The following is a 12364-nucleotide window of genomic DNA, read 5'->3' on the forward strand; positions in this document are numbered from 1 at the left end:
TTCGCTGTGCGAACCAAGCCGAGTACTAGCCCAAACTGGGTGCAATATCGCTGTCCTCTGAAGGTGAAAATGCAGCTAGTTCTTCTTTGTATTTAACCATTTTCAATATTCGTTCCTCAGATAGGTTTTCTTCGGATTCAAATAAGATTTCTGCTCCACCTTCTAATTCTTCATAGATTGGCAGAAGTTCTGCGACGCCACGAAACAGAGATTTCACCGTTTGATCATCTGAATTCTTATATTCGCTCCGAAGGTTATTACCAATCTGTAGTGCTTTTTGGTAAGCAGTTTCAGGACTGTCTGCGTGAATTAAGTAAAAATTTTTCCAGACAACATTGTTGCTGGTTTCTATTACTCGTAACTCCTGAACAAGAATAGCGATAAACCGCTCAGTACTCGTAGGAAGCCGTGCCATTGCTATACTTTCGCCTTCTTAATCTCCTCCGTCAGCGCAGGCACAATATCGAATAAATTCCCGACGACGCCCACATCCGCAATCTCAAAGATAGGAGCCTCAGGGTCCTTATTGATAGCGACGATCGTGCGTGAGCCCTTCATGCCGACAATGTGCTGAATGGCCCCGCTGATGCCCAGCGCGAAATAGAGCTTCGGCGCAACCGTCTGCCCGGAGCTGCCGATCTGCCGTTCAAGTGGTAGCCAGCCATTGTCACAGATAGGACGCGATGCCGCGACCTCGCCGCCGAGCGTTTTGGCCAGTTCTTCAGCCAGCGCAAGGTTCTTCTGCTCCTTGATGCCGCGCCCCACAGCGACGATGACCTCAGCCTGCGAAAGATCAACGGCCTGCTTCGCTTCCTGGAAGACTTCATGCGGGGTAATGCGCGGCGCGGTCTCAGCCGCAGCAACATTTTCTACCGGAGCGGAACCCGCTTCAGCCTGATCACCCCGGAATGCGCCAATCTGGAAGGTGGCCAGCCACGGCGAATCTCCGGCAAACGAAACATCCGCAGCAAATTTTCCCTGAAACATCTGCCGCGTAAAGAGCAGCTTTCCATTCTCGTACTTATAGCCGATAGCATCCGAGATCAGCGTGCGGTCAAGCGCCAGAGCCAGGCGTGGAGCGAAGTCGCGCACCTGATAAGTATGCGGAAAGAGCACCAGCTTCGGCTGCTTTTCCTGAATGAACTGCTTCAGCGCAAAGACATAAGTGTCGGAGGTGTATGCAGCAAGTGCTGCGCCTTCGAGAGCATAGACACGGGCCACGGCTTTTCCGGCGAGCTCCTGCGCAAGCGCGGCGATGCCGCTTCCCGCAAGAACAACTTCGACCGGCCAGCCGGTTTCTTTCCCAATGGCCTGCGCGGCAGCGATGGTTTCAAAGGAGACGCGATTGAGTTTGCCTTCGCGTTGTTCTGCGACAACAAGAATGGTGTCTGCCATACACACCTCAGGGGAGCCGCAGCTCCCCTTGTTGGTTCAAAACTGTACAAAAGAAATTGTTTTGAAAGGGCACGGCTTTTAGCCGTGCCGCAAACATCACTATTTTTGCGGCTTTAGCCGCTGAGGGAATTTCTTCCACTACCACCGCAGTTACAGACTCGAAAACTCAGGCCGGCCGCGCTTCAGATAGCTCCCGTAACCGCCGAACACCAGCGCCAGCACTACGGCAAGGACGTTGTAATAGAACATCGGATGCACCCAGCCGGGCGAATAGGTCACGTCCTGCCCGGACCACAGCGTAAGCAGCACGGCGAAAACTGCGAACTGCCCGGCAATGATCTGGAAGGTAAATCCCCACTGGCGGCGCTTGTCGAGCGCTTCGATATCGTCAGGGGTCAGGTTGCGTTCCTCTTCAGGAATGTTCAGGTTGGGCATCGTGCTCCAGTCTCCAAAAATTTCGCGGCGGAAAAACCACCGAAAATCCGTACGCCAACATTAAATCACGCGCGCGGTGTTTTTGAGATATTCAGTTACCCTGCGCGCCGCTTCCGCCGCCGGGCCATCAATCATTTCCGTCTTCTTCTGCTTGACCGGGATGTAGAGCCGTTCGATCTGCTGAAGGTTTTTGCTCAACTTGGGTTCGACTTCGGCCCACGTCACCTTGCGCAGCGGCTTGTTCTTAGCCTGCTTGATCCCGATAAGCGAGGCATAGCGCAGCTTGTTGATGCCGCTCTGAATGGTGAGCACCGCAGGCGTTGGCATATCGATGAACTGGTAGTGCCCGGCTTCAAGTTCGCGCTTCAGGTGGAGGCCGGAATCGGTCTTCTCAATACCAATGATGATGGTGGCATGCGGCAGCCCGAGAATCTCAGCCAATAGAACACCGGTCTGCGCCGCGCCGAAATCATCCGATTGCAGACCCGTAACGATCAGGTCGAAATTCTCATCGGCAATTGCCGCGGCAATGGCGCGAGCCGTGTTAGTCGAATCAAGATGAACGAACTTGTCGTCTTCCAGATGAATAGCGCGGTCCGCACCCTTGGCCAGGGCCTCGCGCAAAACCTGCTGCGCGCGCGCCGGGCCCGCCGTGATGACGACTACTTCGCCGCCATGTTTCTCCTTCTGGCGAAGCCCTTCTTCCAGAGCATAGGCGTCCGGCTCATTGACTTCGTAGGAGACGTCTTCGCGAATCCACGTCCCAGCTTCATTCAGCTTGAGCGGAGCGTCCTTTTGCGGTACCTGCTTGATGCAAACCAGAATCTTCATAAGCGAACGCGCCAGTATATCGGATTTTGCTAATGCCTTGCTGTGCCGCTAAAGCACGCGCATTTGCCACTGCAAAGGACAAAACTCTGCCAAACGAACGAAATCCCGCTGGTTTGCCGTAAGCACAGTGATGCCCGCGCGAGCTGCGCTTGTTGCTATGAGAGCATCGTTCGTCAATCGCGCCCGGCCAATCTGTTCGTAGCCATACTTTCGGCCCAGCCGGGCAAGTATTTTTCCGGCCAGAATCCAGTCGCTTAGATTGGGAACAAGGAGTCTTTTCGCTTTTTCGAAATCGCGTTCCAGTTTGTCCAAAATCCGGTGACTGTGCGGATCAGCTCCTGCGTACAGTTCTTCCAGCACTACGGAACTAAGCCAGAGCGGAGACTCCTGCGCCCAGCGCTGCACCAGCAAGGTCGCATTGCCGCCCACCCGCAAAGCCGCGATGTAGATGGATGAATCAAAAAGGATCGGCATCCGCTACTCTGCCAGCGTTCCGTAAACATCGCGGATGACGACGCCGCTTCTCAGAAATTTCTGATTGGCTTCCGCTGTCAGCTTGGTGCGCTCGTGTTCTGAGATCGCCAGATCAAGGGCACGTTCTACTGTCTCAGTTTCTGTCGAGGCTTCGAGCACTTTCTGCGCGCGTTTGAGCTTCACCGAATCAAGGCGGAAATGCTTATGGATGATACGGGTCTTGGTGGTTGCCATGGCAGGGACCTCGAAGTTCAGTTTAGCATGATGTGTACAAAAATTAGATTTATGAACATCGACGGATTTGAGGATGAACCTGCCAGAGCTGGCTGATTAGCAATCCGCCAAGATGCGGCTGTTCCTGCGCCAACTCTAATCCTGCTTTTCTCAATACCGCTGCATGATCTGGCAATGTGCGCGCTTTTAATCCTGTCAGCAAGTCAAAGGCCCAATAGAGCCCGGAAATAATAGCCTTCCCCAGCAACGATCCAGCGCGACCACGGGGAAGGGAAAATTCCGACACCACCCACAGCGCACCCGGCTCAAGATGCGGCCTGATGCGATCCACCAGAGCTGAAATCTCGGGCTCAAACAAGCAGTCGAGAAAGAAGTGCGTCACCACAAGGTCGTATGTCCTGGCAGGAATGACAAACTCACGTGCATCCACGCAATGCTGCATTACACGCGCACGTTCGTCAGAGGAAAGCCGCTCATCCAGAACACGGAGCATGGCCGGGCTGACATCCACCACATCAGCAATCAAATTTCGATTTGCCCGCAGAAGCCGCGACAGAAATCGTCCGTCCCCATCACCGAACACCAGGACATTGCGCACTTCGGCCAATGCAGGCAGGAAATGGAAGCGGCAGCGCTCCAGAGCCTTACCGAAGGTCAGATACTCCAGCCAGCGGTACGGCCGCGCCAGCCGGTCGAAGTTCACCGCATCCATGCGAGAAAAAGAAATGGCGTCAGCAGCGCCGCATCTACTGCAATCCGAAACTGCATTGTAGTCAGAGAGTGACGGAAGCGTGCGAGCCTTTCGAGCAGCAGAGCTGCGAATCCCGAAGCGAGATACAGGCAGCATTGTGCTGTATCTCGGTGGAACGCCACTGCGAGAACGAGTGCAAAGAATGCCGCTGCTTTGGAGAGAAAGTGAAAATTCCACCCAGCCCAGGAAGTCGTTCGATGGATGGATTCTTTCGGCGCGGCGGAAGGCCGTTCCCAGACCTCAATGGCCACGCAATTCAGCCAGCACAGGAGCGCAAACATCGCTAACAGCGGAACCAGTGAAACCCTGGTGCTCCACGAAGCCCGCGACCATGTAGGAACAGTTGTAGCCGCAGCAAACAGCACCCCGACCGCGAGTTCCTTCGGCAGCCACTGCTCTGTGCGAGGGTTGCGCAGATGGACAAGGATGAAATAAAGCGCAGCGAAGGCAAAGACCGCCGTATCTTCCATCCGCGCAGTTGGAGACATGCGCGTCAGCACCGCCCAGGCAAATACCGGACAGACCGCTGCCGCTGCCCACAGAAAGACCCTTCTGTGTTGCGAATAGAAGTAGTGCCGTTGCTGCAGGGCCTCATGCCTCGTTCTATTTAGGCCATCGAGGATACGGTCGGCGACATAAACCAGCCATGTCCCGACAGCGAGCAGCAGCGGCGCAAGCAAAGGTAGATTCACATGCGCGGCCCGCGAAAAACTCCACGCCCAGAGAGCGGCAACGGTCGGCGCATCCAGGCTGAGCAGGTGCCAATAAACGCCAATCCACGCCGGAAGGCTGGCTTTATGGGTAATTTCAGAAGAGGGCGAAACGACGACTGCCACAGTTCAGTGTAATTTGCTATGATCGGACTAGTCAGCTGACTAGTCTGATGAGGTGTACGAATGAAATGGCAGGTACAGGAAGCCAAAGCCCGGTTCAGTGAATTTCTGGATGCCACGCTGAAAAAGGGTCCGCAGATCGTCACGCGCCGCGGTGTCGAGACGGCTGTTCTGGTGCCTATCGAGGAATGGAAGCGGCTTCATGCGAAGCCCAGACGTCATTGGAGCGACGTGCTGCTTGCGCTTGAGCCGAGGTTCGAATTGGAGCCGGTGTCGGGTAAAGCCTTCCGTTTGCGCAGGGATGTGGAATTCGAATAATGTACCTGCTCGATACCAACGTTATTTCTGAAACACGGAAAATGAAGCCGCACGGCGGAGTCCTGGCGTGGTTTCGTAGCAAGAGAGATGAAAAAGTCTACTTGTCCGCAGTGGTCTTTGGTGAATTGCAAGTAGGGGTGGAAAAGATCAGGAAACAGGACCTTCGGAAAGCTTTGGAGATTGAGAGTTGGATCAACGAGCTGGAGGAAGCTTTTGAAGTCATCCCGATGCAGTCGGTTGAGTTTCGTGAGTGGACAAGATTAATGAACAAAAAATCCGATCAGATTTCCCGCGACGCCATGATCGCCGCCACAGCCCGCGTTCACCGGCTCATCGTGGTAACACGCAACATCAAAGACTTCCAGCACCTCGGCGTGGAGACCCTGAATCCCTTCCAGTCCCGGACCTGATTCAGTCAGCCGCTACAATCTTCTTCCGCGAGACCGCCTTCTTCACGGTAGTTGTAGTCTTGTCCTTCTCCACACCCTTCTCTTTATCGCCTGACTCCTCCGGTTTCGGAATATCATCCGCCGTCGCCTTGCCTTCGGCCACCTGCATAAAGAAGTCCTGTGAGCTGAAGCCCGGCTGCGACTTGCCGGCCAGAGTATCGTATGCGCGCATGAAGTTGCCATCGCCCAGCAGAATGCGGGTCTTGGCGGTATCCGCCAGAAATGCGGCCAGGATTTCATTGCGTATGCGCCCACGAAGCTGTGGGTCTTTTACTGGGAAGACCACTTCGCAGCGCTCGAAGAGGTTGCGCGGCATCCAGTCGGCGCTGCCGCAGTAGAACTCCTCGTCGCCGCCATTTTCGAAGTAGAAGATGCGGCTGTGTTCGAGGAACCGCCCGACGATCGACTGCACGCGGATGTTCTCGCTCACGCCTTTCAACCCGGGCCGTAGCGCGCAAATGCCGCGCACGATCATATCGACTTCGACGCCGGCCTTGGAGGCCTCATAGAGCGCGTTGATGACGCTCTCTTCAAGCAGAGAGTTCATCTTGGCAATGATCCTGGCCGGGCGGCCGGCCTTTGCGTGCTCGGTCTCACGCGCAATCATGCGGATGAAGCTCTCAGCCAGCGTCAGCGGCGCGACCAGCAGCGGAGCATAGTCGTCAGATTCCGAATGCGCCGTAAGGTAATTGAAGACGCTGTGCACGCCCGCAGTGATCGCGGGGTCTGAGGTCAGCAGGCTGAGGTCGGTATAGAAGCGCGCCGTGTTCGGGTTGTAATTGCCTGTACCCAGGTGGGCATAGCGGCGGATCGCTCCATCGGGATCGCGTCGAACCAGCAGAGCCAGTTTGCAGTGCGTTTTCAGTCCTACGATGCCGTGGAAAACCTGCACCCCGGCATCTTCCATCTCGCGCGCCCAGCGGATGTTCGACGCTTCGTCAAAGCGCGCCATCAGCTCAACGACCACCGTGACTTCCTTGCTCTGCGCCGCCTCGGTCAGCGCGCGGAACATCGGCGAATCCGAGCTCGTGCGGTAGAGCGTCTGCTTCATCGAGATAACGTTCGGGTCTTTCGCCCCCGACTCGATAAAGCCCACCACGGCATCATAGGAGTCGTAAGGATGATGCAGCAGGATATCCCGGTGGCGCAGTTCATCGAACAGGTCCACTGACTTGCGATTCAGCCGCAGCTCATGCGGCACAAAGGACGCATATTTCAGATCAGCCCGCGGTGTGTCGCCGTAGAGGTTCATCAGGCGCGACAGGTTTACAGGCCCGTCCGTGCGGAAGACCTGCGATTCATCGAGCTCAAAATTGATGCGCAGCCGGTCGACAATCTCGGGATCGGCACGCTGTTCAATCTCCAGGCGCACGGCATCGCCCTTGCGCCGGTTGTGCAGCTCTGAGCGCACGGTTTCGAGCAGCGAGCGCGCTTCTTCTTCCTGGAAGTAGAGGTTGCTGTTGCGGGTTACGCGGAAGGCGGCTTTTGAAAGGATCTCGTAGCCGCGGTACATTCCGGCGGCGTGGCGTTCGATCAGGTCGTGAAGAAAGATGAAGTCGTGCGTGCCCTCGCTTGAAGGCAGATGCACCAGCCGCGGTAGAGCGCGCGGCACCGTTACTACGCCCAGTACCGGCCCCGGAGTGCCCTTGCGTTTGCGCCTGAGCAGCAGGGCAATGCAGAGTGCCTTATTGAGCACGCGCGGAAAAGGATGAGCAGGATCGATAGTGATTGGCGTCAACAGCGGGTCCACTTCGCGCTGATAGAAAGCGGTTGCCGACGCCTGTGCGGCGGGATCCATCTCGTCCCAGCCCAGAACGCGTACCCCGGCCTGGCGCAGCGCCGGCAGCAGTTGCTGGTTCCAGCAGCCATACTGCTCGACGACAAAACTGTGCATATCCTCGTTCAGGGCATCGAGCGTCTGCTGCGGCGTGTGTCCTTCGGGCCCAACCTCTGTATAGCCATCCTCAATGCGCTGCAAAAGGCCGGCCACGCGAATTTCCACAAACTCGTCGAGATTGCTCGCCGTGATTGCCAGAAACTTCACCCGTTCGAGCAGAGGATTCGTCGCGTCCTGGGCTTCTTCCAGCACGCGCCGGTTAAATTGCATCCAGGACTCGTCTCGCCCAATCAAAAGACTTTGCGGCTGTGTTGCGCGTGCATTCATAAGTTTCGTTCGGCCTCAGACCGGAAAGTGTACACAAATTGCTATACACCAGGGCAGGGTTCCATGTTGTGAACAGGCTGCAAAAACAGCCTGTACTGGTCGGCATTTGACGCAGATACAGCTCCTCAACGAGGATAAAAATAACCGCCGGGGGTAAAACCATGGGTGATCAGGGTTGTAGTGAGCTGCTGGTGCAGGACACCGCAGCCAGGCTTTTCCAGACCGCAGCGCTTTTACTGGGCAACGAGTCCGAAGCCGTCAGCCTGGTGGAAGAGGCCATCGCAGGGACAGAAGTCGATCCCTGTGCTGATGGCGACCGTGCCAAGACCGTAGTTCAAGACCAGCTGGTTCACGCGGCCATTCGCAAGCTCAGCGAACGTGATCCTGAATCTTTCACTGTTTCTACAGCTTCCGGGAGCACCCCCGCCGGCTGTATTCAGGACGACGACATCTCCGCTGCCGGGCTTTCTCCGGAGCAGCTGACCTGGCTGCTCGAAGGCGAAGGGCGTGGTCAGCTGCGCAACTGGCTGGAGCACCTGCCCGCCGCCCAGCGTGCCGTTTTCGTAGAGCGCGCCATGCTTGGGCAGGACAATGCCGCGATTGCCGGAAGCCTCCGCGCCGGAGCAGGAGAAGGTGCCGCCGGTTGGACGCCGGAGAAGGTCAGCGAGGTCTTCCGCCAGGCTCTTTGCTCACTGGCAACTTCACTCGTTCACGCAGGCGCTGTTCAGCCGGCCTGAGACGTGCCTCGTCGTCTGTCCGCTGTTTTCCACTGCGGCGGACATGGCGGTTGTGCGCATGATCCGGAACCGCCCGGAGTATACAATGATCCTTTCTTCTATAAACTCTTTGTTCCCTGCAATATTCTGAATTTTTTCTGCTACCGAGGCATCAAAATTCATAACTTGGATAATGTTGTTCCTGGCATAAAAAGGTGAATTTGTACGTGCGTGTGATTTCAAACAACCGGCGGCGGCGTTTGGCCTGTGGACTGCTTTGCCTGAGCCTATCTACCTCTGTTTTCAGCTGTTTACAGGCTCAGGAGCAGTCGGGTACCAGTTCTTCGTCCTCTTCGTCATCCCTCCCCAGCCCTTACCAGCTTCCCGCGCCCCAGTCGGGCGGCAGCGGGTTTCAAGGCAGCGTGGTGGAAGAGAAGGCTACGGACGGGGTACTTCCGCTTTCGCTGGATGACGCAATCCAGCGTGGCCTCAAGTACAACCTCGGGCTGATCCTGAGTACCCAGACCACGACCTCCGCCAATGGCTCTCGCCTGCAGGAGTTGCAGAGCCTGCTGCCGACAGTGGATGCTTCGCTGAAAGAGTCCGTCCAGCAGGTCAGTCTGGCTGCGCAGGGCCTGCGGATCCCTGGCTTTCCGACAGTCATTGGCCCCTTCGGTTACACCGATATCCGTGCCTCGCTCAATTGGTCCTTGGTCAACGTGGCTTCGCTGCAGAATTATCTTGCCGCCAGACATAACTTCAAGGGAGCGCAGCTTTCCGTGCAGGATGCACGGGATATGGTCGCGCTCACGGTGGGCAACGCCTACCTGCTGGTGATTGCCGATAAGTCGCGCATCGACGCTGCCCAGGCGCAGGTGGATACATCCAAGGTTTCGCTCGATCAGGCAGTACAGAACCACCAGGCCGGCACCGCTCCACTGCTCGATGAATTGCGCGCGCGTGTCGACTACCAGACGCAGCAGCAGACGCTCATCACCGCCCGCAATCAGTACGAAAAAGACAAGATTGCCCTCGCTCGCGTCATCGGACTGCCGCTCGAACAGAAATTCGAATTGTCTGACCAGGCGCCCTATGCCGCGCTCGATGACGTTGACCCCGACACCGCGGTGAAGCAGGCCATCGAAAACCGCAGCGACCTGAAAGCCATGCAGGAACAGGTCAAGGCTACGGAAAAGGCCCGCTCCGCAGCGACTGCCGAGCGTTACCCGACCGTAAGCTTCTCCGGTGACTACGGAGCCATCGGTCCAACGCTCAGCAATTCGCACGGCACAGGCGATGCCACCGGAACATTGTCGGTTCCCGTGCTCGAAGAGGGCAAATTGCGCGGCGATGCCCGCCAGGCCCAGGCGCAGCTTGAGTCAAAGCGCGCGCAGTTCAGCGATCTGCAGGGCCAGATCGGTGCGGATGTTCGCGACAGCATTCTCGATATCAAGGCCGCGCAGAAGCAGGTGGAAGTTTCGCGCAGCAACGTACAGTTGGCGACCGAAGCCTTGAGTGAAGCGCAGCAGCGCTATGCCGCCGGCGTCTCGGATAATCTTGCAGTCTCCCAGGCGCAGCAGGCTCAGGCTCAGGCAAACGATCAATATGTGAGCAGCCTTTATCAGCACAACATCGCGAAGCTTTCGCTCGCTCGCGCGTTGGGCGTGGCCGAAGCTCACTACAAGAATTACGTCGGAGGAAAGTAACAGTGGCCGAACAAGCGGTTCAAGCCCCGGAAAAGAATCAGATTGACCAGCCGGAAGAAGACGCACGTCAGAAGCCGCAGCGCAGGTTCATCATCATCGGTGTTGTTGCTTTATTGGTTGTAGTGGGCCTGCTCTGGTGGTGGCATTCTACCTATTATGAAGATACGGATGACGCGCAGGTCTCCGGCCATCTCATCCAGATCAGCTCGCGTATCGCCGGCCAGGTCCTGAAAGTGAACGTCGACGAGAACCAGTTTGTCGAAGCCGGGGCCGTCATCGCCGAGCTCGACCCCAAGGACTTCGAGACTGCAGTGCAGCAGGACGAGGCCACCCTGGAAGCCGCCGAAGCAAGCTATGAGGCCGCCAAGGTCAACGTCCCGGTCACGCACATCAGCACCGGTAGCACGCTTTCATCGGCGAATGCCGATGTATCGAGCGCGAATGCTCAGGTAGCGCAGGCGCAGCAGCAGCTCCAGGGTTCGGAAGCAGCCGTTGCGCAGGCTGATGCGAACAACAAAAAGACCCAGCTCGATCTCGAGCGCTACACTCCTCTGGTGCAGCGCGACGTAATTTCGAAGCAGCAGTTCGACGCTGCGGTTGCGTCTGCCAATGCCAACAAGGCCGCCCTTGATCAGGCAAAGGCGAACCTCGCTGCCTCCCAGGCTAATGTCCGCGTGGCCAGAGACCGCGTCTCGTCTGCGCAGGCAGCTTACAAGAATGCCCAGACTGCTCCGCAGCAGGTTGCCATTCAGAAGGCCAGAGCCGACCAGGCCGCAGCGCAGGTGCAGCAGGCCCGTGCAGCGCTTGACCAGGCCAAGCTGAACTTGAGCTACACCAGGATCGTTGCTCCCGTCGCCGGTATTGTGACCAAGAAGAGCGTCGAAGTCGGACAGAACGTCAGCGTGGGGCAGAACATGTCTACTCTGGTTTCACTCGACGACGTCTGGGTCACCGCCAACTTCAAGGAGACGCAGCTCGAGCACATGCGCCCCGGGCAGCATGTCACCATTAGCGTTGATGCTTACGGTGGCCGCAAATATGACGGCAAGATAACGCAGGTCGGCGGCGCAACCGGCTCCGTGCTGAGCCTCTTCCCGCCGGAAAACGCGACCGGAAACTACGTCAAGGTCGTGCAGCGTATCCCGGTCCGCATCGACCTCACCGACCACAACCAGAACTCTGACCATCTCCTCCGTCCCGGCATGTCCGTCATTCCGAAGGTGAAGGTGAAGTAGAAGTAAGAGTTATCCCAAAGCACAGGCGCGGGCTTAAAATAGCCCGCGCAATCTGTTAAAAGCCTGTCAACCGGCCTCCAGGAACCAGTACCACGTAGCCAATTCCTCTCAGAAGCATCTAAATAAGCAAATAGGAGGAATTGACCATGAGCAGCAAAACTGCCCTTAAAGAAGTTCCGTCTACAGAAAAAATCGACCGGATCACTCCTCACTGGCACCAGAAAGCCAAAGAAGTACAGAAGTACGGCACCGTCATTCATGACATGCCCATTGGCATCAGCGAAAATGCCCGTCTTGAAATCACCGAACGCCTGAATATCCTTCTCGCCGATACGGCCAGCCTGCGCGACCTCTACAAGAAATCGCATTGGCACGTCAGCGGCCCCACTTTCTATCAGTTGCATCTCCTTTTCGACAAACATTTCAACGAGCAGGTCGAGCTGGTCGATGGGCTGGCCGAGCGCATTCAGATGCTTGGCGGAGTGTCCATCGCCATGGCGCACGACATCGCAGAGACGACGCGCCTCGAGCGCCCGCCCAAGGGCCGCGAAGAGGTCCCCGTCATCATCTCGCGCCTGCTTGAAGCGCACCGCATCATCCTCGACGATGCGCGCAAGCTGGCCGGCAGGGCCTCCGAGGTCGGCGACGACGGCACGAACGACCTGCTCGTCAGCGACATCATCCGCACCAACGAAATGCAGGTGTGGTTTATCAGCGAGCACCTGGTCGAAATGCCGCTTGTCTTTGCAAGATAGGCAGGCTACGAACATCAGCTGTTCGATAAAAACTGGTATGCGAGGGCTTTTAGCCCTCGCATTAAGTC

15 protein-coding genes are annotated in these 12364 nt (G+C 56.9%); 6 read left to right on the top strand and 9 right to left on the bottom strand.

The genetic code is table 11. The features are described 5' to 3' along the window. Positions 1-25 precede the first annotated feature (25 nt). From AC5S16_RS12925 to AC5S16_RS12960, 8 genes are all read right to left on the bottom strand, one after another. The gene (locus AC5S16_RS12925) at positions 26-415 is read right to left on the bottom strand and encodes a DUF4288 domain-containing protein (protein WP_493930484.1); all 390 of its coding nucleotides are present in this window, start codon (positions 413-415) and stop codon (positions 26-28) included. A gap of 2 nt (positions 416-417) precedes the next feature. After that, positions 418-1395, bottom strand: coding sequence for an electron transfer flavoprotein subunit alpha/FixB family protein (locus AC5S16_RS12930; protein ID WP_493930485.1), 978 nt, complete (start codon positions 1393-1395; stop codon positions 418-420). A 150-nt stretch (positions 1396-1545) separates the two neighbouring features. Then, the gene (locus AC5S16_RS12935; protein WP_493930486.1) at positions 1546-1830 is read right to left on the bottom strand and encodes a hypothetical protein; all 285 of its coding nucleotides are present in this window, start codon (positions 1828-1830) and stop codon (positions 1546-1548) included. A 60-nt stretch (positions 1831-1890) separates the two neighbouring features. Next, entirely contained in the window at positions 1891-2661 is a 771-nt protein-coding gene (locus tag AC5S16_RS12940; RefSeq protein ID WP_493930487.1) for an electron transfer flavoprotein subunit beta/FixA family protein, read from the bottom strand. Between the two features lie 48 nt (positions 2662-2709). Further along, entirely contained in the window at positions 2710-3135 is a 426-nt protein-coding gene (locus AC5S16_RS12945; RefSeq protein ID WP_493930488.1) for a type II toxin-antitoxin system VapC family toxin, read from the bottom strand. A gap of 3 nt (positions 3136-3138) precedes the next feature. Next, on the bottom strand, positions 3139-3369 hold the full coding sequence (locus tag AC5S16_RS12950; protein ID WP_493930489.1) for a hypothetical protein: 231 nt from the start codon (positions 3367-3369) through the stop codon (positions 3139-3141). Positions 3370-3418: 49 nt separating this feature from the next. Then, positions 3419-4081: a class I SAM-dependent methyltransferase gene (locus AC5S16_RS12955; RefSeq protein ID WP_493930490.1), complete on the bottom strand. Its 663-nt coding sequence runs from the start codon at positions 4079-4081 to the stop codon at positions 3419-3421. After that, a complete protein-coding gene (locus tag AC5S16_RS12960; RefSeq protein WP_493930491.1) occupies positions 4069-4956 on the bottom strand; it encodes a hypothetical protein in 888 nt (295 codons plus the stop codon). Before AC5S16_RS12960 ends, AC5S16_RS12955 begins: the two co-directional genes overlap by 13 nt. Before the next feature lie 60 nt (positions 4957-5016). Here AC5S16_RS12960 and AC5S16_RS12965 point away from each other — a divergent pair, with 60 nt between their 5' ends. After that, positions 5017-5271 carry a type II toxin-antitoxin system Phd/YefM family antitoxin gene (locus AC5S16_RS12965; protein WP_493930492.1) on the top strand — a complete coding sequence of 85 codons (255 nt, stop codon included), beginning with the start codon at positions 5017-5019 and terminating at the stop codon, positions 5269-5271. After that, positions 5271-5681, top strand: a complete 411-nt coding sequence (locus tag AC5S16_RS12970; protein WP_493930493.1) for a type II toxin-antitoxin system VapC family toxin — start codon at positions 5271-5273, stop codon at positions 5679-5681. Before AC5S16_RS12965 ends, AC5S16_RS12970 begins: the two co-directional genes overlap by 1 nt. A gap of 1 nt (position 5682) precedes the next feature. Here AC5S16_RS12970 and ppk1 read toward each other — a convergent pair whose 3' ends face one another. Then, complete coding sequence (gene ppk1, locus AC5S16_RS12975; RefSeq protein ID WP_493930494.1) at positions 5683-7827, bottom strand: polyphosphate kinase 1; 2145 nt, start codon at positions 7825-7827, stop codon at positions 5683-5685. A gap of 218 nt (positions 7828-8045) precedes the next feature. On the opposite strand from ppk1, the gene AC5S16_RS12980 reads away from it, so the two are divergent. The 4 genes from AC5S16_RS12980 (at position 8046) to AC5S16_RS12995 (ending at position 12296) form a co-directional block, all read left to right on the top strand. Further along, the gene (locus tag AC5S16_RS12980; RefSeq protein WP_493930495.1) at positions 8046-8621 is read left to right on the top strand and encodes an RNA polymerase sigma factor; all 576 of its coding nucleotides are present in this window, start codon (positions 8046-8048) and stop codon (positions 8619-8621) included. 206 nt (positions 8622-8827) lie between these two features. Next, a complete protein-coding gene (locus tag AC5S16_RS12985; protein WP_493930496.1) occupies positions 8828-10306 on the top strand; it encodes a TolC family protein in 1479 nt (492 codons plus the stop codon). Positions 10307-10308: 2 nt separating this feature from the next. Beyond that, complete coding sequence (locus tag AC5S16_RS12990) at positions 10309-11541, top strand: HlyD family secretion protein (RefSeq protein WP_493930497.1); 1233 nt, start codon at positions 10309-10311, stop codon at positions 11539-11541. A 146-nt stretch (positions 11542-11687) separates the two neighbouring features. Beyond that, entirely contained in the window at positions 11688-12296 is a 609-nt protein-coding gene (locus tag AC5S16_RS12995) for a Dps family protein (RefSeq protein ID WP_493930498.1), read from the top strand. Positions 12297-12364: the final 68 nt, after the last annotated feature.

Source organism: Acidobacterium sp. FHG110202_01, assembly GCF_059115305.1.

Excerpts from the sequence above, each read along its gene's own strand:
- AC5S16_RS12925 (WP_493930484.1), bottom strand. The coding sequence starts at position 415 with ATGGCACGGCTTCCTACGAGTACTGAGCGGTTTATCGCTATTCTTGTT.
- AC5S16_RS12930 (WP_493930485.1), bottom strand. The coding sequence starts at position 1,395 with ATGGCAGACACCATTCTTGTTGTCGCAGAACAACGCGAAGGCAAACTC.
- AC5S16_RS12935 (WP_493930486.1), bottom strand. The coding sequence starts at position 1,830 with ATGCCCAACCTGAACATTCCTGAAGAGGAACGCAACCTGACCCCTGAC.
- AC5S16_RS12940 (WP_493930487.1), bottom strand. The coding sequence starts at position 2,661 with ATGAAGATTCTGGTTTGCATCAAGCAGGTACCGCAAAAGGACGCTCCG.
- AC5S16_RS12945 (WP_493930488.1), bottom strand. The coding sequence starts at position 3,135 with ATGCCGATCCTTTTTGATTCATCCATCTACATCGCGGCTTTGCGGGTG.
- AC5S16_RS12950 (WP_493930489.1), bottom strand. The coding sequence starts at position 3,369 with ATGGCAACCACCAAGACCCGTATCATCCATAAGCATTTCCGCCTTGAT.
- AC5S16_RS12955 (WP_493930490.1), bottom strand. The coding sequence starts at position 4,081 with ATGGATGCGGTGAACTTCGACCGGCTGGCGCGGCCGTACCGCTGGCTG.
- AC5S16_RS12965 (WP_493930492.1), top strand. The coding sequence starts at position 5,017 with ATGAAATGGCAGGTACAGGAAGCCAAAGCCCGGTTCAGTGAATTTCTG.
- AC5S16_RS12970 (WP_493930493.1), top strand. The coding sequence starts at position 5,271 with ATGTACCTGCTCGATACCAACGTTATTTCTGAAACACGGAAAATGAAG.
- ppk1 (WP_493930494.1), bottom strand. The coding sequence starts at position 7,827 with ATGCAATTTAACCGGCGCGTGCTGGAAGAAGCCCAGGACGCGACGAAT.
- AC5S16_RS12980 (WP_493930495.1), top strand. The coding sequence starts at position 8,046 with ATGGGTGATCAGGGTTGTAGTGAGCTGCTGGTGCAGGACACCGCAGCC.
- AC5S16_RS12995 (WP_493930498.1), top strand. The coding sequence starts at position 11,688 with ATGAGCAGCAAAACTGCCCTTAAAGAAGTTCCGTCTACAGAAAAAATC.